Below are 21,694 nucleotides of genomic sequence, written 5' to 3'. Positions count from 1 at the left end.
AGAGCGACTGATCAGAAGGTCAGTTTCAACGCCAGCTGAATGAGCCGTGGATTGTTGACAGTTGAATTCACCGAGCCGAATCCCACCTGATTGATGTCGGCGATCGGCGAGCCGTACTGGGGGTGATTGAAGAGGTTGAAGAACTCGGCGCGGAAGTTCAACCCGGCCTCCCGAGGCAAAGCAAATTGTTTGATCAACGAAAAGTCAGTGTTAACAAAATCGGGTCCGGAAACGGGGACGCGTGCGGCATTGCCTAGCTCGCCTGCAGGCGCGGCGGGAAAGCAAGCAGCATTGATATAGCGGTACTGGCTGTGATTTGAGGGATTCGTATTGCAGCCGGCGACCTGGTTGGGCCGGTTGTAGTTGAAATCGTCACCGCCGGTGTTGAAGGTGGTGCCCGACTGGTTATTGCTGTCGATCAGCGGAACGGGGAAACCGGAGGAGATTCTTTCAATCAACGTGACCTGCCAGTTGCCGAGAATTGCGTTGGTCGCAGAGTTCCAGTTGCTTCCGAACGCTCTGTCCTTGCCGATGGGAAGGTCATAGATGATGCTGCCGGTGAAGCTGTGGTCCAGGTTGATCTGCGACAGTGACCAATCGAGATTTTGCCAGTTGGGTAGTGGGAAATACGGCGCGCTCAGTTCCGAACCCAGGCCGTCGGATAGACCGTTGTCGTAGGTGCGCGAGTAGGTGTAAGCGACGAGCGCGTAAAGACCGTGCTTGGGCGTCTTGGTCTCAGCTTTCACCTGCAGTGAGTTGTAGTGGGTTTTGCCCGGATCGCCATAGAGCAGGATCGCGTTGAAGTTCGGAGGGTTGTAGGGATAGATGTAAGGCGCGCCGCCGGGCAGGCAGCCGAGCGTATAGCCGGGAATGGTTCCACAACCAGAGGGGCTGCTGGTGTTTAGATCATTGCCAATTACCAGGATGTGGCCGCCAACGGCACCGGCATAGCCAGCGGTGAGCAAAATATCGCCGGGCAGCTGGCGTTCGACGTCGGCGTTGTATTGGTGAACCCTGCCTGGCTGGAAGTTGGTGGGCTCGTAGACGAACGTGCCGACGAATGTGCTCGCGTTCTGCGGCGTGGGCAGCGGGGTAAAGCCGCTGGTGAGGTTGAAACTCAACTCGGGTGTCTGACCGAGAGTGACGGCGCAGTATGAGGTCGCAAAGGCGCAACCCGCCGAGAAGGTAGTGGGGAATTGATCAGACTCGCCGAGGTTAGGCGGGTTTTGCCAGAGGCCCTGCGCGCCCTGGTTCCAAGTCGAATCGTGATAAATGCCGAAGCCCGCGCGGAGAACTGTTTTGTCGCTACCCAAAACTTTCCAGGCCAAGCCTACGCGGGGCTCGTACGCGCCCCAGTACATATTGATGCCGGCCGATCTGCTGACTCCGTTCTGGCCGGCGATAAGAAGCTGTCCGGTCGAGGGTATGTAATCTGACATCCGGTTATGGATCTCGGTGATGGGAGTCGTCATGTCATAGGCAAGGCCGAGGTTGAGTGTGAGGGACGGGAGGATGCGCCAGTCATCCTCGACGAAGGGCCTTATGATCTTCCAGCGGCGCCCGGTGACTGCGCCGTCGTATGTCTGGTCATGGATGGCCCCTCCCGTAATCCCCATCAGGAAGTCGGCCTCGGGATTGCCGGCGGCCGAACCGACGCCGGTGAAGTTTCCGAACGTACCGACGAGCCAGAAGCCGGCTCCGAAAGCTGCTGTGCCGACATTCATCTGATTGGCACGGAGATCGATGCCGGCATGTATGTCGTGCTTACCGCGGATCAGGTCGAGATCATCCTTGAAGGAGAAGATGTTCGTTCCGCCCTGAAATGGGGAGTAGCCGCGATCGCCGAGAGCCCAATAGCCGCCGGTGAATTCTGTTGAAACCAAACCCTGGCTGTACGAGCCGCCGGACACTGGAGATCCGCCGGAGGAGCAGCCGAGATCGGCGTTCGCAATTCCAAGTTTGGTCGACTCGCAGGTGAAGTTACCGAGCGAGGCGATGTAATCGAAGATGCGGTCGTACCCGAAGGACGCCTGGTTGAGTGTGGTGGGCGAGAATACGTGGCTCCAGCCGAGGCCGATGTTTCGTGCGTGGTTGATAAGGTTTTCATTGCTGCCGAAGGGATTGGATTCGGCAAGAGTGGGTGCGCCACCGGGCACGAAAGAGAACGCCTGGTCATAACTGAAGCGGGCAAAGAGGTTGTCTGAGGTGGTGAGTGTCTCGTCGAGCCGAACATCGAATTTGGTTTCGTTCAGGCTGCGGACCGGCTCGTTCACGTAGTTGTATCCCGCGGTGGCATTGTTGGCGTTCGGTGCAGGATAGATATTGATCATCGCCTGGCCAACGCTGTTGATCAGGTTCGATGGGATCTTGTTGCAGTTGGCTCCCGTGGGCTGGCTACCGTCGGCGTTCGCGGGCAGGGGATTGCCGGTGCTGGCGTTGCATTGGAAGTACGGATTGGCTGCGCCGACCATATTGGGGTTCGCAATTACGGGAACAAAGCTAGCGCCGATTCCAGATAGCTGATTGCCGAACGGATCGGCGGAGAAGTCGCCGCCGCGCATGGCGAGTGAAGGGACCAGACCGGTGAAGGTGATTCCCTCGCGCTGATACTTTTGTTCGGCGTCCACGAAGAAGAACGTCTTGTTGTGCTGGATCGGACCTCCGATGGAGCCGCCAAACTGATTCAAATTGAACTTCGGGGTTGTCGTGTCAAAGTCGCCTTTTGCGTCGAGGTCGGTGTTGCGGACGAACTCGAAGAGCGATCCATGGAAGTTGTTCGATCCCGATTTTGTGCTGACCAGAACAGTAGGTCCAGCGCGTGTTCCAAACTCGGCGGAGTAGGTGTAGGTGAGGACTTTGAATTCCTGGATGTCGTCGATCGAGGAAAACACGCCGATGCCGCCTGCGGTCAGCTCGTTGTTGTCCACACCGTCGAGCAACCAGTCGGTGCTGTTGGGACGCGACCCACCCACAGATAGCGAATACGATCCGCGAGCAGCTACCTCGCTGTCGCTACCTGAAGTGAAAAAGCTGTTGGGATTGGTTTCGGCCGTGGCGCCCGCCGTGAGCGTGGCGAGCTGAACGAAATCGCGGCCATTCAGCGGAAGCTGTGCCACCTCCTGAGCAGTGACCACCTGTCCCAGAGAAGCGTTGGCTGTCTCGATGGTGACGGCAGCACCTGAGACCTCCACTGTGGTCGCGACCGTTGCCGGACTGAGCTTGAAATCGAGCTCACGAGCCTCGTCAACCTGAAGCTGCAGACCCTTCGTTTCCGTACTCTGGAAGCCGCTTGCATCGACACGTACGTCATACCGGTCGACCGGAAGCAACGGAGCTTCGTAATGTCCGGCGCCATCGGTTTTCACAGTACGAACCAGCCCGGTACTCTGTGCCGTCACCGTGACGGAAGCGCCTGGAACAGCGGCTCCAGCCTTGTCAACAATGTTCCCGGAGAAGCTTCCTCGAGCCTGCCCATAGGAGGCGTGGCTGAACGCAACCAGAAGAAGGAAAGCGGCTACCGAAGAGCACGTCTTTATAGCTCGTGATTCAACGTGTGTCCTGTAGTTCCGAAGACAACAGAGCCCCATCAAGCTGAATCGCATAGCTAACCCCCAGATCAACCAAGGTGCGAAGGTGCGGGTTGGCCCAAGTGCTGTCCGAAGGGATGTGCAGGCTGAATTGTATTCACTGTAGGAGGGGAACAATTTGGTGTCAACGGAGGTTTGGCTCACGGTACGAGCGTCGATAGCTGTGAAGCAAACCTGGAGCACGATGTGCTCACCGAGATTGATTGCTCTCCCGAAGTCTCTTGCACACAAGCTGGTCTGGGGACGAGACTCAGCGTTCAGGGAAGGAAGTGAAAAGGAACAAAGCGGGTATTTTCGGCGATTCTCAGTGATTGTTCTCGTTGCATTTGATCAGAATCGCCCTCACGGATATATAAAGAATCCGACGAAGTTCGGGCCGCTGGACGACACTCTCCAATCCCATGTCCAAAAAAATTGATTTGCGCGGCGATCAGATCATGAAGATTTTGCTCCGGGCCGGCGAGGTTACGGTCAAAGAGCTGTCTGACGAAGTTTCGACGTCGGCTCCGAGCATCCGTCGCGACCTAGCACGCCTTGAGAAACGCGGGTTGATCCTGCGGACGCACGGTGGAGCGGCGCTCGTGGAGCCGTTGCTCTATGAGCCGTTCCGCCACGACACTTCGTTCCAGTCGCGTGAGCGGCGCGCGGCGGAGGCGAAGCGTCGCATCGGTCTTGCCGCGGCAGAATTGGTCGGCGAAAAGGACATCATCGGGCTGACCGCCGGCACTACAACGACCCAAGTGGGGCGCTCGCTGCGACACCGCAAGGGAATTACTGTCATCACCAATGCGTTGAACATTGGTATGGAACTCTGTAACCAGCCCTCGATCAAAACGCTGCTGACCGGCGGAACGCTTGCATGGGCCTGGACGTTTGCGCTAGCCGGAAAGCAAGCAGTGGAATTTCTCAGCGACTTCTACATGGACAAGGCGTTCATTGCCGTCACGGGCTTCGATCTTCAGCGCGGGCTAACTACCCTTGAATGGGACGAGGCTGCAGTCTCGGTCGCGATGCTGCGCAATGCGAAGAAGGTGATCGTCGTAGCAGACTCGTCGAAGCTGGGGCATGTGAGCCCGGCAGTCATGTGTCCAGTCTCGGAAGTGAACGTGTTGATCACAGATGCGGGGATCGATCCCGACTTGCGTCAGGAACTGGAAGCCAGAGGCATCGAAGTCATCCTCGCGTGAGAGCTTGGCCGAGCGGCGCTAACGATCCGGGCGGCGGATATTCGTGCGTGATTTGGTCGTCGTGGCGCGATCCAAGAGCTTTGAAAAAACTTTCTAGATAATCGTTTTTCCTCTTGTAAAAAACTCAAAATAGGTCTAAATTTCCTCCAATCGGGCAAATTTTTGAGCAGTTCGGGCTAGTTTGATCAAAACCGAGCTTCGGAGAACCGAAGCAAGCTCACTTCGTTGCAGGTTCTGCTGAGCGAAATCAGCAGGCGACAAGCTGCAAATGTTTGCGTGATTCGCGCCTAGCTGTCCCCGTGCGGTGGACACTCGACCACTGCCGGCCATAGGGCCCCACGTCCAAAGTCAACCTCCCTCAATACTGGAGCGCTGCTCAATCCTGAGCAGGCGCCCGAGGGCGTTGCACTAACGACTCTGAGGAGATCACCGTGACGCCGAAAATCCTTAACTCCCTTCTTCGAATCTGCGCGCTGTGTGGCGTTCTGCTGTTGGGGGCGACACAGCCTAGCCTGGCTCAGCAGTCAGCTGGAGCCATAACCGGCACCGTACTCGATCCGACGGGCGCCGCGGTTCCTAACGCAAAGGTGACAGCCCGGGATGTTGACCGCGGGACCACGTGGAGCACCAAGACGAGCGGCGCCGGCGTCTACGACATCCCCCAGGTGGCTGTGGGCAACATTGAGGTCAGGGTTGAGGCGTCCGGGTTCTCCACCCAGATTCGCCACGCTTTCAGTCTCGCGGTGAACCAGGTGGCGACTCTCGATTTTCACCTGGCCGTGGGAGCGGCGAGTGCAACCGTTGAGGTGACGACCGCGCCTCCGCTCCTGCAGTCGGATTCGACGGAAATCTCTACATTGCTTGATGCGAACGCCGTAGCGAACCTTCCCCTTGCGTCGCGGGACGTGAACCAGTTGACGCTGCTCGCTCCGGGCGTGATCAGTCCGAACATCTTCGCATTCCAGTCGGCGCAGACTACGTTCGGGACCGGACGTCCCTACGTGAATGGTGCACGTGAGCAGGACAACAACTTCACGCTGGACGGAATGGACGTGAACCAGGCGGATAACAATGACGTTGCCTACGTGCCGAATCCTGATGCTATTCAGAACTTCAACATCATCACGAGCAATGCGCCTGCGGACTACGGGAATTACATCGGCGGCGTCATCGTAGAGACGACCAAGTCGGGCACGAACCAGTTCCACGGCAACGTGTATGAATACTTCCGCAACACGATTCTGGACGCGAACTCATGGCAGAACAAGGCGAACGCGTTCCTCACAGGAGTCGGCACTGTGAGTACGCTGCCACGGCCGGTACTTCAGTGGAATGAATTCGGTGGGACACTCGGCGGTCCTATCTTCAAAGACAAACTTTTCTTCTTTATGGATTTTCAGGGGATGATCAACAACACACCGAAGACTGCGCAGACCAACAATGTCATTCCGTCTTCGGAAAGCGGGTTTCTCACCGGCGACTTCAGCGCTCTTTGTACGAGCCAGGGAGACAGCTTCGTGAGTGGCCTATGCACAAATTCGGCGCTGCAACTCTATCAACCTGCCGCGGGCGTCACTCCGGGCAATCGTCAGCCGTACCTGAACAATCAGGTGCCGGTCTCGAGCAAAGTTGCGACCGCAATCATCGCATCACCGTACTTCAAACAGCAGGAGGAGCAACAGACCTATTACCAGAGTGGCTACATCCACAGCTGGCAGGGCGATCTCAAGATCGATTGGCAGCTCTCGCCGAAAGATCATGTTGTCGGCCGCTATTCGCAGATGTACACGATCAATCAGACGAGCTACGGATCGGATGTGCTGACGCCGAACCTCACCCGTGAGTATCCGTTGAAGAATGGCGTGCTGATCTGGGACCGGTCGATTACACCTACGCTTGTGAATGAAGCGCGCCTCGGCGGACAGATGTTTCCGGCGAATGACCAGATCTATACCAACGCGTCGGGAGGGAATCTTCCACAGCAATTCAATATTCCCTCAGTTCCTGGAAGCATTCTGCCGCTGATGAACTTCGGCTTTCAGGCGATCGGAAGCTCAAATGGAGTCGAGATCTTCCACGACCACACAATCTTATTGAGTGACAACATCACCTGGACTCGCGGCAGACACGAGATCCATGCTGGATTCCAGTGGTACAAGTACATGATGAACGACGTGTACCCCGGCAACGGCGGCGCGTCGGGTCAGTTCGCCTTCTCCGGCCAATACACAGGCAACATCGGCGATCCGAACAAGCCAGGCACCTCGTCCGGAAACGCGTTTGCCGATTTCGTGCTCGGTCTTCCGAGCGGCGTGCAGCAGGGTATCCCGCTGAACTTCCACCTGCGCAACAGCCTGTTCGCGGGCTTTGCCACCGACACCTATAAGGTGACGCCCAGTGTGACGATCATCGCCGGGCTGCGCTATGAGGTGACCACGGCGCGCGGAGACAAGAACTCAAACAACAATGTGAACTTCGATCTCGTGACGGGCACGCCGGAGATCGGAACGAACTACGACACCTACAAAGGGCCGGACACTTTCCAGCCGCGCTTCGGCATCTCGTGGCGGCCGGGCTGGGACAAGAGCTCGGTCTTCCGTGGCGCGTATGACATTTCGTCGTACATGGAAGGAAACGGCGTCAACAACATGGCCGTGGTGAACCCACCCAATGTGGTTGACACGAACATCAACAACGTTATCTCAACAGCGTTGCCGCAAACGACGCTGGACCAAGGTTACTCAACGTTCTCCTCCGCGTGCACCGCTGCACAGTTAATGGCTCTGGCAGCAAACTGCGTTGCGGGTGCGGTGACGCACGCGACGAACCCGCATCTTCAACCCGCTGTCGATCAACAATGGAACGCAACGTTTGAACACCAGTTTGGCGGCAACACGACGGTGACCATCGGATACGTGGGGAATAAGACGGATCATCTAGCCGACATCTATTGGTACAACCAGAAGGTGCTCACACAGACACACCAGGTTATTCCGGGCCCTTATATGACGAAGCTGGTTGCTGCTGGTGTGGGGCAGGCACGCTACAACAATTCCGACGGTATATCTCGCTACAACGCACTGCAGACGATGCTGTCTGAGCGAGAGTTCCATGGCCTGGACTATCAGTTCTCGTACACGTGGTCGAAGTGCATGACCAATAATCTCGGCTATTTCGGCTCATACGGTGATGAAGAAGGCATCGGCGAATCGCAGACGCAGGCTACGCAGAACTTCTTCCAGAATGAATACGACCCGAAGGGCGATTGGGGACGCTGCACAACCGACGTAGCTTCCTACTTCGCCGGCTATGCCGTGTACAACCTGCCGTTCGGTCATGGGAAAGCACTTGGCAACAACGTTAACGGACTGGTGAATCAGGTCATCGGCGGCTGGCAGGTGGCGGGAGACGTCACTTTCCATACGGGATTCGGCATCACGCCCTTCGCCGGCTCCTACATGGGAGATCAAAAGACGGACGGCCTGGCAGCGTCACAACTCACGGCCCCTTCCTACGTCCCGCGTCCCGATTGCGTCTCGGGTGTCTCAACAAGCGTGCCGATGCAAACTGTGCAGATCGGCAGCAGCATCGGCAAGGTAAACCTCAATCCAGCGGCCGTGACTGAAGTGCAGGATTATCAGTTCGGCAACTGCCAGACCGGTGCTCTGCGAGGTCCGGGGCTGAAGACCTCTGACCTCAGCTTGACCAAGCATTTTCCGATCACCGAAAGGGTCAACCTGCAGCTCACGGGGCAATTTATCAATTTCACCAACACGCCGATCTTCAGCGTGCCGGCAAGTTGGTGGGGACAGTACAGCTCCTGCGGCGCGTGCAATGGCGTTCGCACCACCGGCCCTAATGTCAGCTACTCGAATTCGGTCGGTCTGTTCGGTCTAGTCGATGGATCGAATCCTGGCCGACAGGTTGAACTCTCGGCCAAAATCAGCTTCTAGCCGACTGCATTAAGAAGAGAAGATGCCCGCCATTTCGGCGGGCATTTCTCTTAGGAGGAGATGAAAATTTTCGCGCTGAGGGCGGAATTCGGACGAGTAATAGATTCTGGTTGACAACAATCGATTGATATAGATACGGTGGTTTCCGAATTCGGTCGCATACGCGACGGCTGGTGGTAATCATCGCGATCGCTCGATGGCTGATTCAACGCTCGAGCGCTTCCATTTTGTCGAGAAGCAGGACGTCTCGACCCTTAAACCCCCACGAGGACATGCATGAAATCCCTCTTGATCCTGTTGTTGCGTCGTGTGACTCCGATCATCGTCTTCGCTCTCGCATTAGGCTCTTTCCTGACCGCAAGAGCGCAATTTCTCGATCAAGGTGCACTCACCGGCGTGGTGCAGGACGCTTCAGGTGCAGCTGTAGCTGGGGCTGAAGTCACACTGATGAATCCCGACACGTCGTTCACGCAAACAACTAAAGCAAACGAGAGCGGCGTGTATGTGTTTTCGCCGATCAAGATCGGAACCTACACCGTGACGGTGAAGGCGCAGGGCTTTGAGCAGATTACGCAGAAGGATATTGCTGTAAATATCGGTCAACGGGCGAACTTGAATATTACTTTGAAGCCCGGTGCTGTGAGCGAGACGGTGACCGTCACGTCCGCTCCGCCATTGCTTCAGTCTCAGGATAGTTCCACGGGGCAGACCTTCACGACGCGGGAGATCAACGACACGCCGCTGAACAGCCGTAACGCCATCTACCTTGCCCAGCTAAGCGCGGGCACGACCCCGGCCAATGGATCGCGCGCCAAAGGCACGGGAGACTTCAGCGCAAATGGCATGCGCCCCGAAGAGAATAACTTCGTACTCGATGGGGTGGACAACAACGCGGTCACTCCGGACTTCCTTGGTGGCGCCAGCTACGTGATCAATCCGCCGCCTGATGCGCTGCAGCAGTTCCAGGTCTCCACCTCGAACTACAGTGCCGAGTTCGGTCACTCTGCGGGCGCGCTGGTGCAGGCCAGTGTGAAAAGCGGCACCAACAAAGTGCACGGCGATCTTTGGGAATATCTCCGGAACGATTACCTCGACACGCATGACTGGCAGCCATCGTCGTTTGGGCAGAAAACGCCGGAATATCGTCAGAATCTCTTTGGCGGGACGGTAGGTTTTCCTATCATCAAAGACAAGCTGTTCTTCTTTGGCGACGCGCAGGACAACCGCATCATCATTCAGGTTCCGCAGTCACCGCTCACGGTGCCGACGCAGCTTGAGCGCACCGGCGACTTCAGCGAATTATTGGTTCCTGCAAACCTGAACGCGGCCAAAGGTATTCAGCTCTATGAGCCGCAGAACAATATCACGCCGCTGACCTGCGCCGCACGCGCGACTGCGGCGAACCCCACCGGCAACAATGTGCTTTGCATGAACCAGATCAGCTCGGCGGCGCAGAAGGTGCTGGACGCCTACCCGCTGCCGAACTCGACTCAGTTCGGTCTGGACAATCAGAACTATAACTACTCGCTGAAGCAGCCCCTGTATGTGTGGCAGTGGGACGCGCGCGCCGATTACAACCCGACGTCAAAGGACCAGGCATTCTTCCGGTTCAGCTTCCTGAACTCGCGCGGCGCCAACGAAGCACCGCTTGGTCCATTGCTGGACGGCGGCGGTGGCAATGGGTCCAGCAACGTCAGCGGAACGCAGATCAATTACGGCAATAATTTCCTGGTGAGTGAAACTCACACATTCTCGCCAACGATCGTGAATGAGATTCGCTACGCCTTCAACTACAGCCACTTCGGCATCCTCAATCCGGGTTTCAACAACCCGAATGCGGCATCTAGCCTCGGGCTGGGCGGCGTTCCCGAAGGACCGAGCGCTCCGCTGAACGGCGGCCTTCCGACGACGACGATCTCGGGTGGCGGCGGCATCGCGAGTTTCGGCTCGCACGCGTATCGTCCCGAGCTAGAGTATGCGGACGAGTACCAGTTGCTCGATAACGTTTCCTGGACGCTGGGAAATCACTCGCTTCGTCTCGGGTTCTCGTATCAGGCAATCCGCTCCTTTGTTCTGGAGCCTCCCTCGTCGCACCCGGCGTACACCTATAACGGCAGCATCACGTCGAAGCCAGGCACGGCCAATACTGGAAGTGGTGTCGCGGACTTCCTGACCGACAACATGTCCGGCGGCTCCATCAGCCCCTACGGCACGTTCAACGACGCGGGCGTCCTTCCGGCCGGGTATGTGCAGGATGACTGGCGAGCGACCCGCAAGCTCACGCTGAATCTAGGTGTGCGCTACGAATACTTCCAGCCGTACAAGGAGATGATTGGCAAACAGGGAAACTTCTATGCCAATAGCACAGGTGTCGGTACTGGTTCGGGAGTTTATCTGCTTCCAGCGCAAGACCAGAACGCTTATCCCTTGAACCCACTGTTTGTGTCAACCCTCGCAAAGGACAATATCGCGCTGCAGTACACGAACAACGTGCGGCTCACCAATGTCAGCAGTGCCAACTTTGCGCCGCGTGTTGGCTTTGCCTTCACGCCGGACTCGACAACTGTGGTGCGTGGCGGCTATGGGCTGTTCTACCAGGGGCAGCAGCAGGCCGGTGCGGCTGAAAACCTGGCGACGAATTACCCGTTCCTGTTCAGCGACAGCTTCCCGGTCCCCAGCGGAACAAACTGCACTGTGGGCAACCCCTGCGCGAACAATGGCTACACTCTCGAGCAAGGCTTCTCCAGCCTGATTGCTCAAGGCCTTACAAGTGCGTTTTCGACGCCCGGCCTTGTCGGCACCAGCTTGAATATCAAGACTACCTACGCGATGGATTACAACCTGGCAGTGGAGCAGGCGTTTTCCAACAACGTTGTCTTCACACTGAGCTACGTCGGCACCGTAGCGCGCCATCTGCCGACCGGACTCAATTCCAATGCAACGATGAGGCTGCTCGTATCCGGCAGCAACCAGCAGTATCTTCCATTCCCGGACTTTGGCGGATCGAGCAACCTGCTTTATGTCGGCGAATCCTCCTACAACGCGTTGCAAGCAAAACTGCAAAAGCGTTTGTCCCATGGCCTGGACTTCAGCGCCAACTACACCTGGTCTCATGCGCTGACGGATTCATCCAACCCGCTCGATGGCATCGGATACCGGGACGCAAACATCATTCCGATCCGCGAGGACATGACGAACGACGTCTCAGACACACGCCATCGCTTCACGTTCAACGGCTTCTATAGTTTGCCGTTCGGACGTGGTCAAGCGTTCCTCAGCCACAGCAACGCCGTTGCCGATGCGTTATTGGGCGGATGGTCGACGAATGTCACCTTCCAGGCGCAGACAGGCAATCCGTTTTCTGTGAGCACTTCGAATCAGACCAATGTTGTGGGTGGCACCACGTATGCCTTCGCGGTCAGTGATCCGTTCGGTGCAGGCGGCTCTCCCAACCCCACGAACCCGTCCATTACATGCGCAACTGCTACGCATACGCACGCGCACTGGTATAACCCTTGTGCTTTCTCTAATCCGCTTCCGGCATCGCAGTTGAACAACTACCAGGCTGCGACGAACACGGCCAGTCCGTCGTCGAACGCGCCGACCACCGACGCTGTTGCGAAGCTCTTCCTCGGCGGCCGCGCTGATCAGATCTATGGCCCGGGCTTCCGCAAGCTGGACATGTCCCTGTTCAAGCACTTCCACACGTTCGAGTCGCAGTACTTTGAACTGCGCGCGGACGTCTTCAATCTCATGAACACGCCGATTCTCGGACAACCCAGCACGGCGAGCAACAACACGGCGGGCGGCCAGATTACGACCGCGCGCCAATTGCAACTCGACACGCCGAACGGGCGCTTCTTCCAACTATCCGCGAAGTACGTCTTCTAGAGCCAACTATCTCGCAGCGGTCGGTGCCTGCAAAAGCACAGCTATGCCAAACGGCGGTAGATCGACGCTGCCGGAGCGGCTGCCTGTGAGCACGTTTTCCATAGCCTCTGGAAGCTTCACGCTCGTGGCAGAGGTTGAGTAGTTGCCCAGGATGAACACATCCTTACCAGCACCCGCGCGGTGAAAGACCTCGACCGCGGCAGGAACAGGGAAGAGGTCAAGGCGTGCGCCGCTGCTGTTCAGCATCCAATCGACAGCTCGCTTCGTCGCGGAGTCGTCCATCCAGGCGCCGACATAGGCAATAGAGCCCTGGCCGACGTTGCGCGTCACTGCTGCCGGTTCGCCATCCAGCCAGGAGTTCGGCGCCTTCCAGCGCATCAGCACCTTCGTATCCGGGCTCATAACCTTGAGCTGCTCGGCGAATAGCTTCGCAGAGGAAGATCCCCACGTGCCGTCCACCGCAACAGGCTCGTTGAGTGTCATGTACTGCTCCACACGAGCGCCAAGAAGATCCACCAGAGGACCAGGCTGACGCTGCGGCCAGCGCGAATTATTGTCATCCTTCATGCCGGAGCGCTGAGCGAGTACAAGGTGTCCGCCGCCCTTCACATACCGCGTCAGGTTCTCGGCTTCTGACTGCTGGAGCACCATCAACCCGGGCGCGATGACCAGCTTGTAGTGGCTCAGATCGCGGTCCGGCGGAACGATGTCCACGCTGTAGCCGAGCTGCCGCAGAGGCGTGTAGTAGCTCATCAGTTCTGCGATCGGATCATATTCCGGTGTCATCTTCTGCCAGTTCATCTCCCAGCGGCTGGGATACGAATGCAGAAGCGCAACCTCGGCGTGCGCATGGGTGCCAGCGAGCGCCGGAGCTGCCTTCTCAAACTCCGCTCCGACCTGCGCGTACTCGCTATAGATTGGATCCGGCGCGCCATCGACATCAACAAGAGCGCCGTGATTCGCCTCGCCGCCGTTCAGGGCGTCGCGCCACTGCCAGTAACTTACGAGGTCGGCGCCGTGCCCAACATATTCCCAGATGGCGGCGCGCATCTCGCCCTTGCGCAGCATGGCGCTCGCATTGCCTCCGCCTCGCGGACCGGCGGTGGTTTCCATCACCCAGTAGTCGCCGCTACCCTTCAGGCCCCTCATCAGGTCATGGACAGCGCCATTCTGCATCGGGAAATATGCCCCCTGCACCTGCGGGTTGTCCCAGGCAACAATGTCGAGATCCCGCGCGATCTCGTAATGATCGAAGAGGTCATACCAGCCCATCAAATTCGTGGTGATCTTCTGCTGCGGATCGGCATACTTCCTGATCGCATCGATCTGAATGCGCTCAAACGAATGCAGCGAGTCCGTAATAAAGCGCTTCGAGTCGAGCCACAGCCCAGGGTTGTTGTCGACCGCACCATTGACGAGCGGAACTTCATCGAAGCTCGAGTAAGTCTGATTGTCGTAGGCAGTAGTCCACGCGGCGTTCAGCTTTGCGATTGAGCCGTACTTGCGCTCCAGCCAATGATGAAACTGCGCCTGCGTGTCCGCGTCGAACGATTGCTTCGAGAACTCGTTATCGATCTGCCAGCCGATGACGTATGGATTGTGGCCGAATCGCTCCGCCAGCCGTTCGTCGATCTCGCGGACGAAACCGCGATACCGCTCACTATTCCAGTTGCCGTGATTACGCGTCGCACCCGTGAACAGCTTCCCGTTCTCGTCTGTGACCATAATGTCCGGGTATTTTTTCTCCATCCACACGGGCGGTCCGGCGGAAGGCGTGCCAAGTACGGTATAGATGCCATGCTGTCCGGCAAGATTGATGGCACGCTCCAGCCAGTCGAGGTCGTATTTTCCTTCGCTCGGCTCCATTGCGGTCCAGGCAAACTCGCCCACGCGCACCATATGCAGATGGGCTTTCTGCATCAGCTCGATATCAGCAGGCCAGCGAGACTCCGGCCACTGCTCCGGATACCAGGCGGCGCCAAGCAAGAGGGCGGGAGGCTTTGTTGCGGCAGGCTGAGTCTCGGCCGAAGCGGATCGCATCGGCGAGAGAAATGCGGCAGCAAAGAGCAGGAATGAGAGATATAGCCGGAAACGGTAGCTCAAGAAGTTTGGCCCTCGCTAATAAATTACAACCGATTGGCCGGTATCAGGGCCAACCCTTGTTTCGCACTCCGCAATTACGAATTGGAACCCAATAGTGAAGCGCGTTTTCGGCTACAGCCTGTGGCACCTGGTCGTACCGATTGACTTCATGGGGCGTCAAAACTGGACAGATCGATACTTCCGTTCCATGATCGTGAGTAACGTGGAGCCAACCTCACCGGTGGACGTAGCCGAGACGCTGCAACACGAAGCTGGGCTGGTCATTGCGGCTCCTGAAACACAACTCATCCAAGAGCTCTACTCGAGCTGCGGAGGCGCGCAGCTCGGCTGGACGCTCGATCAGTTTGCCGCGATGATCGGAGCGGCGGCCACCCGGCGTCCGGAGGGCACCAGCACGGCGACTTACCTTCGCGGGCTGCACATTCGAGATCTTGCGCTTGCGCAGGCCTGCGCGCGTGGTTATGAACCAGCCTGGGCGCAGTTCATCGGAGCGTATCGCGGCCCGCTCAAACAGGCAGCGATTGCCATTTCAAAATCATCGTCGATAGGAGAAGAACTCGCCGACTCTCTGTACGCAGAACTCTTCGGCTTGAAGGATCGCGAGGGACAACGCCGCTCACCCCTGGCCTCCTACAGTGGCCGCGGATCGCTGATGGGCTGGCTCCGTGCGACCCTGGCACAGCACTATGTCGACCGTTTCCGACGCACGCATCGCGAAGCTTCTCTCGAGGAGACTGACTTTCCAGCGCCGGCGGAAACCTCGCCTCCGGCCGAAGACGCGACGCGTTTGCGCCTGGAATCGGCCATTCACGCAACTCTGCGCTCGCTCGAATCGGAAGAGCGCTTTCTCTTGGCCTCATACTTTCTCGACGGCCGAACGCTTCTGGAGATTGGGCGTCTGCTTCGTGTTCATGAGGCGACCGTCAGCCGCAAACTCAAGCGGCTCACCGAGTCCATTCGCAAACAGCTGCTTCGCGAGCTTCAACACCGCGGCTTGAAGAAGGCGGCGGCGGAGGAAGCGCTGGGTGTCGACCCGGGAGACTTGAGTCTCAACCTGCGAAAAATTCTGCAAACTGCCACCGGACCTCCGTTCTCAGAGAAGGGCGCGCACAAACGGCAAAACGAATGACGACAAGGCCACAATCCGAATCGCACCTAGACGCAGACCAGCTTGCTGCGTTCGCAGAAGGCGCGTTGCCGGCAGCGGAGCGCGCGCTCTGCCTGCAGCATCTCGCCGAGTGCGCGCATTGCCGCGAGGTTGCTTTTCTGGCCGGCATGGCGCTGCCGGAAAACGAGCCTGTGTCCGCGCCGGCGCATATGTTCTCGTTGCCATGGTGGCCGGTGCTGTCGCTGGGAGGCGCCACGCTCGCGGCTCTTGTAATCGCTGTGTTGTTCCTCCACCACACCCGCCAGAGCAAACCATCGACACAGATTCAGATGGCGTCTCGATCGTCTGTCATTCCGCCAGCGCCGCTCGCAGCCACAGCGCCGACCGACCGACCGGCCCCGGCCCAGCCGAATCCGCACGTGCCGCGAAAGCCATCGCCGGCACAACAAATGCCTCCAAAGCCGGAGGCAGCCCTGAAGGAACCGCAGACCATGGACGAGGCGATGGCAGCGAGAGCAACGACAGCAGCACCGGTCGTGACCGCCTCTCCGCAAGCGACCGCGGATAACAGGGCGCTCCATGGAGCTTCCTACCTAGCCTTAGCCCCGCCGGCTGCGGCGCCTCAACAAAGCCAGTCCGCGCAGGTCATGTCCGGCGGAGTAGCGAAGGCCGCGGCGCCTAGCGCGACGCTCCATGCCTACAGCCAGGCCTATATGCGTTCTGCGGGTGCGCCACCCGGCATTATGGGCACCATCACGGATTCCGCTGGAGCGACGATCCCGCATGCGAAAGTCACGTTGGACCAGACTCCGGGAACAATGCATCGCGAGACATTCACAGACTCTGCGGGCCGCTTCACCATCAGCTCTCTGGAGCCCGGCAAATATCGCCTGGAAATTTCTTCGCCCGGGTTCAAGTCACAGGTCCGTGAAGTTGAGGTCGGCACGACTCAGTTTGCAAAGGCCGACCCGAAACTTGCGGTTGGCGCGGTCTCGGAGACGGTTGAGGTGCAGGCAGCGGCTCCTGCGATGGACACAGAATCCGCATCGGTATCCAGATCGGTGCAGTCCATTCTGCCGGACAAACAACCACTGCAAACCAGTGTGACTAACGGCATACGCACGGTCGCCCTCGATACAGCCGGCAAGCTCTTTGTCTCCAAAAAACCCGGCAAGCCATGGAAGGCAGTACACGGTCCATGGAAGAAGTCGGCAGTCACTAGTCTCAACCTCACGGCAGAGCAAAGCTTCAAGGTGACGTCTGCGCAGGGCTCGTGGCTCAGCAGCGACGGGGAGCACTGGCGCTCGACGAACTAGACGCAACCCAAAAACTTCCTGCAAGCTTCCGGTTTCAGTGCGTTCCATGCATTGAGAGCAGAACCACCGCGCTGCCCAACTGCAGCGCCAGGAGACCCGACCTGAAGTCGCGGTCGTCGAGTACTAGTTTTCGGTAGGTTTGGTGATGTGGTCGACCACAAGATTGGGCACGTCCTCATGCACCGCTTCGAGCTTGAGGCCAAGCTGCTCTTGTACCGCTGTGAAGATCGAGGGCCAGCCTTCGGGATCGTTGGCGGACCACTCGCGCCCGAACTGAAGCGTGTAATTGTACGTACCGGTGAGACCGGTCTTGTCGACCACGGGGGCTTCCACCATCGAACTCAGCGCGCCGGTAACGGCGCGCATTGGCGCATTCGATCCGACGAACTCGAGGCCATGCCGAGAACCATGGGCCTGGACGTTGGCCGGTGGCGGCGCGCCCGGGACCTCGCCTTCAGGCGGCCGGGGCACTGCCTCCATCTTGACTCCGCCCTTAGCCACGACGAGGTTGTAGATGGAGCTGTTGCGAGTTTCAAGGTGTGTCTTCAGCCCCAGGCGCTCGGCGAGCAGCACGCGAATTGCGTTTCGCTTCTCCAGTCGAACCTCGTTATCGGTGAGTTTGGCGAGCCTCGCATCAGCGGCCTCGTCGGAGCGGGCGTTGATGTTGTAGAAGGTGTTCGCTACCCAGTCTGGAGCACCCACAACCGGGGCATCGAAGCCGTAAGCAATCTGGAGGAGAGCCTTCATCGGAAGGTTCGTAGCTTCGAAACGGCTGGAGTGCGGCGGGCTCGAGACCGATACGTGGAAATTGGCGTCCGGCGGTGGTGCAAGGCGAATGACGGCGACGTCGAAGGTGAGCGTGGGCTTGTAATTGGGTTCTTCGACGATGGGGGTCTGAGAGCGCGCGCGAAGGCAAGGCACGAAGACGAGAAGAACCGTGAGCACACCGAAATATCTCTGAACGATGCGGAGCATGGGCGTAGGACTCCTTGTGGGGATAATACGGCAGCCATATAGCTACAATGTCGGCGTGAAGCTCTCTGCGCTCCTAGTTGCGGCTTGCGTGCTAGCGCAAACGCCCGCGCCGCCGCGGCTCACCTTCGACGTTATCGCAATCCATCCCTCGAACCCGACTGCGACCTTCGGCCGCATCAAGCCGATTCCCGGCAATTACGGCTATACGGCGGAGAACATTCCGGTCCGCCTGATGATCGCGCTGATGTACAAGGTCCCTGGCCGACAGATCGAAGGTGGACCGAGTTGGTTGGATACGGATCGCTTCGACGTCGAGGCTCGCGCAGATGCTCCGCACTCGATTGACGACCTCCACACTATGTACCAGAATCTTCTGGTCGATCGCTTTGGTCTGCGTTTTCACCACGAAGTCCGCGAAGGGAATATCTATGCCCTCACTATCGACCCCTCCGGCCTCAAGCTTAAGCCGAACATATCCCCGGACGATGACAAGATTCCCGTCAATGGTGGACCGGCACGCACGACCGGGGTCCGTGTACCAATGATCTATTTAACCTGGTTGCTGTCACAGATTCTCCAGAACGACGGTCGTCCCGTTGTGGATGAGACCGGCCTCACCGGCAACTACGATTTCATCCTCAGCTACCGTCCGATCCTTCCGCCCGACGCACCGGCCGATTCACTTCCGCCCGAAGAACGCGACCTTCCGACGCTCTTCGACGCGCTGCGTACCCAGCTCGGCCTGCATCTTACCGCGACGCGCGGCGCTGTCGACCACCTGGTGATCGACCAGGTCGAAAAGCCGACCGCTAACTAACCGGGATTTTTGCCAAGTCTTTGAGCTGCCGCACCATCGCGAAACAAAAGCGCCCCATCACGATGCATGACTTGCCGGGCTGAAGCGGTCCGCGAATGACGCTCCGCATCTGACCCGCCAGTCGCCGCAGTCAAAAGATTCAAGGCTGAAACTTCTCGTCTCATGTGCGGTCAAAGTCGCACAAGAAATCGTCATGAAATCTGATCAAGAACAAAATGGACGATTGGGACAACGTGAGGGAGGAAGTGTGAATAGGCTACGGGCAACGCTGAAGGAATGCGCCGACCCGACATCCGGCGCGAAGACGCTGAAGTGGTTTGGACTGTTCGTTACGGTGGCCTTTGTATCGTTGGACGTTTGTGCGCAAACGGCTAGTAAGCCGTTCGCGTTCGACGTGTCTTCCATTCACAGGAATGTGGACAACATCGGCACCTGCAGTCCGAGCCAGATTGAGCCTACGGAAGACGGATTTCACATGACGAACTGCCCCCTGCTCATGGCGGTGGGTGCGGCTTATGTTCCAACCACGGGCAATCCGCTCGATTACCTAGTGCAACAACGCATTGTGGGGATGCCGAAAGAGCTATCACAGGAACGGTACGACATCGACGCTCGGGTCGCGGACCCAGATGCTGAGGCTTGGCGGGACCCGGTGAAGCGAGGCGAGATGCTTCACGCGATGATGCAGTCGCTACTGGCTGAGCGGTGCAAGTTGGTGGTTCATCGCGCGATGAGGGAGAGGCCGGTCTATGCGCTGGTCGTGGCGAAGAATGGCCCAAGGTTGAAGGCTGCTGAAAGGGGTGAGACGGTCTCTATTCGGGCGAAGCATTCAGACGCGGTGGGAGTTCCGGGCGGAAGCGGATTCTTTGTCCGCAGCGGGAAAAATGGGCACATCGATATCTATGGTGCAGCCATGGGCACCCTGGCGTTGCTGTTGTCCGGGCCCGCCGGCCGACCGGTCGTGGACAAGACGGGGCTGACCGGCATCTACGACATGCACCTGGACATGGGACAGCCAGGCCCACCTGCTGCGGATGGCTCAGCGGACGCAGGACCTTCGGTCTTTTCATCGCTGCGGGAGCAGCTTGGGTTGAAGCTGGAGGCGCAGAAGGACCAGGTTGAGTACCTGGTAATCGACCATATCGAACCACCTTCGCCAAACTAGTTACCACCTCGGTGTTCGCGGTCCCGCCGCTCCAAGCTGAAAATGTGCATCCTGGGTGACCTGCTTTGACGTATACCGTCTAAAGTAAAGTCTTCCGTTTGTACAACTCAGTGTCTTAGCGATCGGATTGATATGACATTGTCCTATGTTGCTTCTCAGACTTTGCCTCGCAAGATTGCGAGAGCATGCCTGACGTTCATGGTTTTTGTCACAGTTGCATTGATCGCGAGTTGGACAGGCAAGGCCCAGGCGCCGACTGCGAAGAATATCGATGACAGCTGGCAGGGAACGCTGCACCTGCAGCAAAGGGATCTTCGTATTGTGCTGAAGGTGTCCCATGGCGCGGACGGCGCGTTGGCCGGGACGATGTACTCCATTGACCAAGGTGGGCAGGGAATGAATGCGTCCTCAATCAGCTTTGCGGACGGGACGCTGAAGGTCGCGATTCAGATGCTGGACATGACGTATGAGGGGAAGCTGTCGGCTGACGGCAAGTCGATCACAGGCACGTTTACCCAAGGAAGCCAGCCCATGCAGTTGGTCCTGGAGCGCTCTACTCCGGAGACGGCATGGACGATCCCGGAAGCCCCTAAGCCAATTCCGCCGATGCCCGCGGATGCAAAGCCGGTCTTTGAAGTTCTGACCATAAAGCCAAGCCCTCCGGACGAGCAAGGCAAGCTCTTCGGGGTCCGTGGAGGAGGCTTTGTAACCATCAATACGACTCTGATGGATCTGATCAAATTTGCTTATGGCGTGCAGGATAAGCAGGTTACGAATCTGCCGGACTGGGCGTCGAGCCAGAAATACGATCTCAACGGTAAACCGGACGTTCCTGGAACGCCGAATCCGGATCAACTCCGCAACATGGTGAGGCAGTCACTTGCTGATCGCTTTCAGTTGAAGCTCCACGAGGACAAGAAGGATATGTCGGCATATATGCTCTCTATCGCGGAGGGTGGCGAGAAGATGGAGAAAGCTCCCCCAGATGCGGGTGCGCTGCCGGGGCTGTTCTTCCGCGGCCTGGGCGTGCTCACAGTGCGGAATGCGACGATGCAGGACTTTTGTGAGCTGATGCAATCCGCGGTACTGGATCGTCCCGTAGTCGACGAGACTGAATTGCAGGGGCGCTACAACTTTCTGCTGAAATGGACGCCGGATGAGTCGCAGTTTGGCGGCATGGGGATTAAGGTCCCGCCGCCGAGTGATGCAGCCGATGCACCACCGCCCCTGTACACCGCAATCAGTGAGCAGATCGGATTGAAGCTCTCAGCAGGCAAGGGGCCGGTGCGGGTGCTGGTGATTGATCATGTCGATCATCCGTCAGCAAATTAGTGGACCTGAACAGAGTTGAGCCGAGGTGAGGAGAATGGGCGGCGCCGGATGGATGATGCGAAGTCTATTTGCCTTCGTGGTCTTAGCGACGAGTTGTAAGTGGGTGGCTGCGGCGCAATCGGAATCAGCAGCGAGCCACGCCAATTCCGCGGCACCCGACTATGACGTTTCCACAGTGAAGTCCGGCAAAGGCCCCGTGAATGTGCTGGTTGTCGACAACATCGAACCGCCCATCGAGAATTGAACTGTGCTCTGCACCA

At 58.1% G+C, this 21,694-nt stretch carries 12 protein-coding genes; 9 read left to right on the top strand and 3 right to left on the bottom strand.

Annotated features, from left to right (window positions below; translation table 11 throughout):
* Window positions 1-11: 11 nt before the first annotated feature.
* Window positions 12-3,587, bottom strand: coding sequence for a carboxypeptidase-like regulatory domain-containing protein (locus VGU25_00715; GenBank protein ID HEV2575703.1), 3,576 nt, complete (start codon window positions 3,585-3,587; stop codon window positions 12-14).
* A gap of 419 nt (window positions 3,588-4,006) precedes the next feature.
* Here VGU25_00715 and VGU25_00710 point away from each other — a divergent pair, with 419 nt between their 5' ends.
* The 3 genes from VGU25_00710 (at window position 4,007) to VGU25_00700 (ending at window position 12,618) form a co-directional block, all read left to right on the top strand.
* Window positions 4,007-4,774 (top strand): DeoR/GlpR family DNA-binding transcription regulator, encoded by a 768-nt coding sequence (locus tag VGU25_00710; protein ID HEV2575702.1) that lies wholly within the window; start codon window positions 4,007-4,009, stop codon window positions 4,772-4,774.
* A gap of 431 nt (window positions 4,775-5,205) precedes the next feature.
* A complete protein-coding gene (locus VGU25_00705) occupies window positions 5,206-8,727 on the top strand; it encodes a TonB-dependent receptor (GenBank protein HEV2575701.1) in 3,522 nt (1,173 codons plus the stop codon).
* 276 nt (window positions 8,728-9,003) lie between these two features.
* Window positions 9,004-12,618, top strand: a complete 3,615-nt coding sequence (locus VGU25_00700; GenBank protein ID HEV2575700.1) for a carboxypeptidase-like regulatory domain-containing protein — start codon at window positions 9,004-9,006, stop codon at window positions 12,616-12,618.
* Window positions 12,619-12,624: 6 nt separating this feature from the next.
* On the opposite strand, the gene VGU25_00695 is transcribed toward VGU25_00700, so the two are convergent.
* A complete protein-coding gene (locus tag VGU25_00695) occupies window positions 12,625-14,721 on the bottom strand; it encodes a beta-galactosidase (GenBank protein ID HEV2575699.1) in 2,097 nt (698 codons plus the stop codon).
* Window positions 14,722-14,815: 94 nt separating this feature from the next.
* Here VGU25_00695 and VGU25_00690 point away from each other — a divergent pair, with 94 nt between their 5' ends.
* Together VGU25_00690 and VGU25_00685 are read left to right on the top strand one after the other, a co-directional pair.
* Window positions 14,816-15,850: a sigma-70 family RNA polymerase sigma factor gene (locus tag VGU25_00690; protein HEV2575698.1), complete on the top strand. Its 1,035-nt coding sequence runs from the start codon at window positions 14,816-14,818 to the stop codon at window positions 15,848-15,850.
* The gene (locus VGU25_00685; protein HEV2575697.1) at window positions 15,847-17,145 is read left to right on the top strand and encodes a carboxypeptidase regulatory-like domain-containing protein; all 1,299 of its coding nucleotides are present in this window, start codon (window positions 15,847-15,849) and stop codon (window positions 17,143-17,145) included. The genes VGU25_00690 and VGU25_00685 overlap by 4 nt, the downstream gene beginning before the upstream one ends.
* 123 nt (window positions 17,146-17,268) lie before the next feature.
* Here the strand turns inward: VGU25_00685 and VGU25_00680 are convergent, their stop codons facing one another.
* Entirely contained in the window at window positions 17,269-18,120 is an 852-nt protein-coding gene (locus VGU25_00680; GenBank protein HEV2575696.1) for a TIGR03435 family protein, read from the bottom strand.
* On the opposite strand from VGU25_00680, the gene VGU25_00675 reads away from it, so the two are divergent.
* From VGU25_00675 to VGU25_00660, 4 genes are all read left to right on the top strand, one after another.
* Window positions 18,119-18,937: a TIGR03435 family protein gene (locus VGU25_00675; protein HEV2575695.1), complete on the top strand. Its 819-nt coding sequence runs from the start codon at window positions 18,119-18,121 to the stop codon at window positions 18,935-18,937. The two genes, VGU25_00680 and VGU25_00675, sit on opposite strands and share 2 nt — an antisense overlap.
* 247 nt (window positions 18,938-19,184) lie before the next feature.
* Window positions 19,185-20,102 (top strand): TIGR03435 family protein, encoded by a 918-nt coding sequence (locus VGU25_00670; GenBank protein ID HEV2575694.1) that lies wholly within the window; start codon window positions 19,185-19,187, stop codon window positions 20,100-20,102.
* Between the two features lie 198 nt (window positions 20,103-20,300).
* A complete protein-coding gene (locus tag VGU25_00665) occupies window positions 20,301-21,434 on the top strand; it encodes a TIGR03435 family protein (GenBank protein ID HEV2575693.1) in 1,134 nt (377 codons plus the stop codon).
* A gap of 52 nt (window positions 21,435-21,486) precedes the next feature.
* Window positions 21,487-21,678 (top strand): hypothetical protein, encoded by a 192-nt coding sequence (locus VGU25_00660; protein ID HEV2575692.1) that lies wholly within the window; start codon window positions 21,487-21,489, stop codon window positions 21,676-21,678.
* Window positions 21,679-21,694: the final 16 nt, after the last annotated feature.

Source organism: Acidobacteriaceae bacterium (assembly GCA_035944135.1).
In the GTDB taxonomy this organism is placed as follows: domain Bacteria; phylum Acidobacteriota; class Terriglobia; order Terriglobales; family Acidobacteriaceae; genus Granulicella.
The sequence above is the reverse complement of the archived record's forward strand: the minus strand, read 5'-3'. Positions and strand labels throughout refer to the sequence as shown.

Coding starts and splice junctions, on each gene's coding strand:
- VGU25_00715 (HEV2575703.1), bottom strand. CDS start 3,587: ATGGGGCTCTGTTGTCTTCGGAACTACAGGACACACGTTGAATCACGA.
- VGU25_00700 (HEV2575700.1), top strand. CDS start 9,004: ATGAAATCCCTCTTGATCCTGTTGTTGCGTCGTGTGACTCCGATCATC.
- VGU25_00685 (HEV2575697.1), top strand. CDS start 15,847: ATGACGACAAGGCCACAATCCGAATCGCACCTAGACGCAGACCAGCTT.
- VGU25_00675 (HEV2575695.1), top strand. CDS start 18,119: ATGGGCGTAGGACTCCTTGTGGGGATAATACGGCAGCCATATAGCTAC.
- VGU25_00680 (HEV2575696.1), bottom strand. CDS start 18,120: ATGCTCCGCATCGTTCAGAGATATTTCGGTGTGCTCACGGTTCTTCTC.
- VGU25_00665 (HEV2575693.1), top strand. CDS start 20,301: ATGGTTTTTGTCACAGTTGCATTGATCGCGAGTTGGACAGGCAAGGCC.
- VGU25_00660 (HEV2575692.1), top strand. CDS start 21,487: ATGATGCGAAGTCTATTTGCCTTCGTGGTCTTAGCGACGAGTTGTAAG.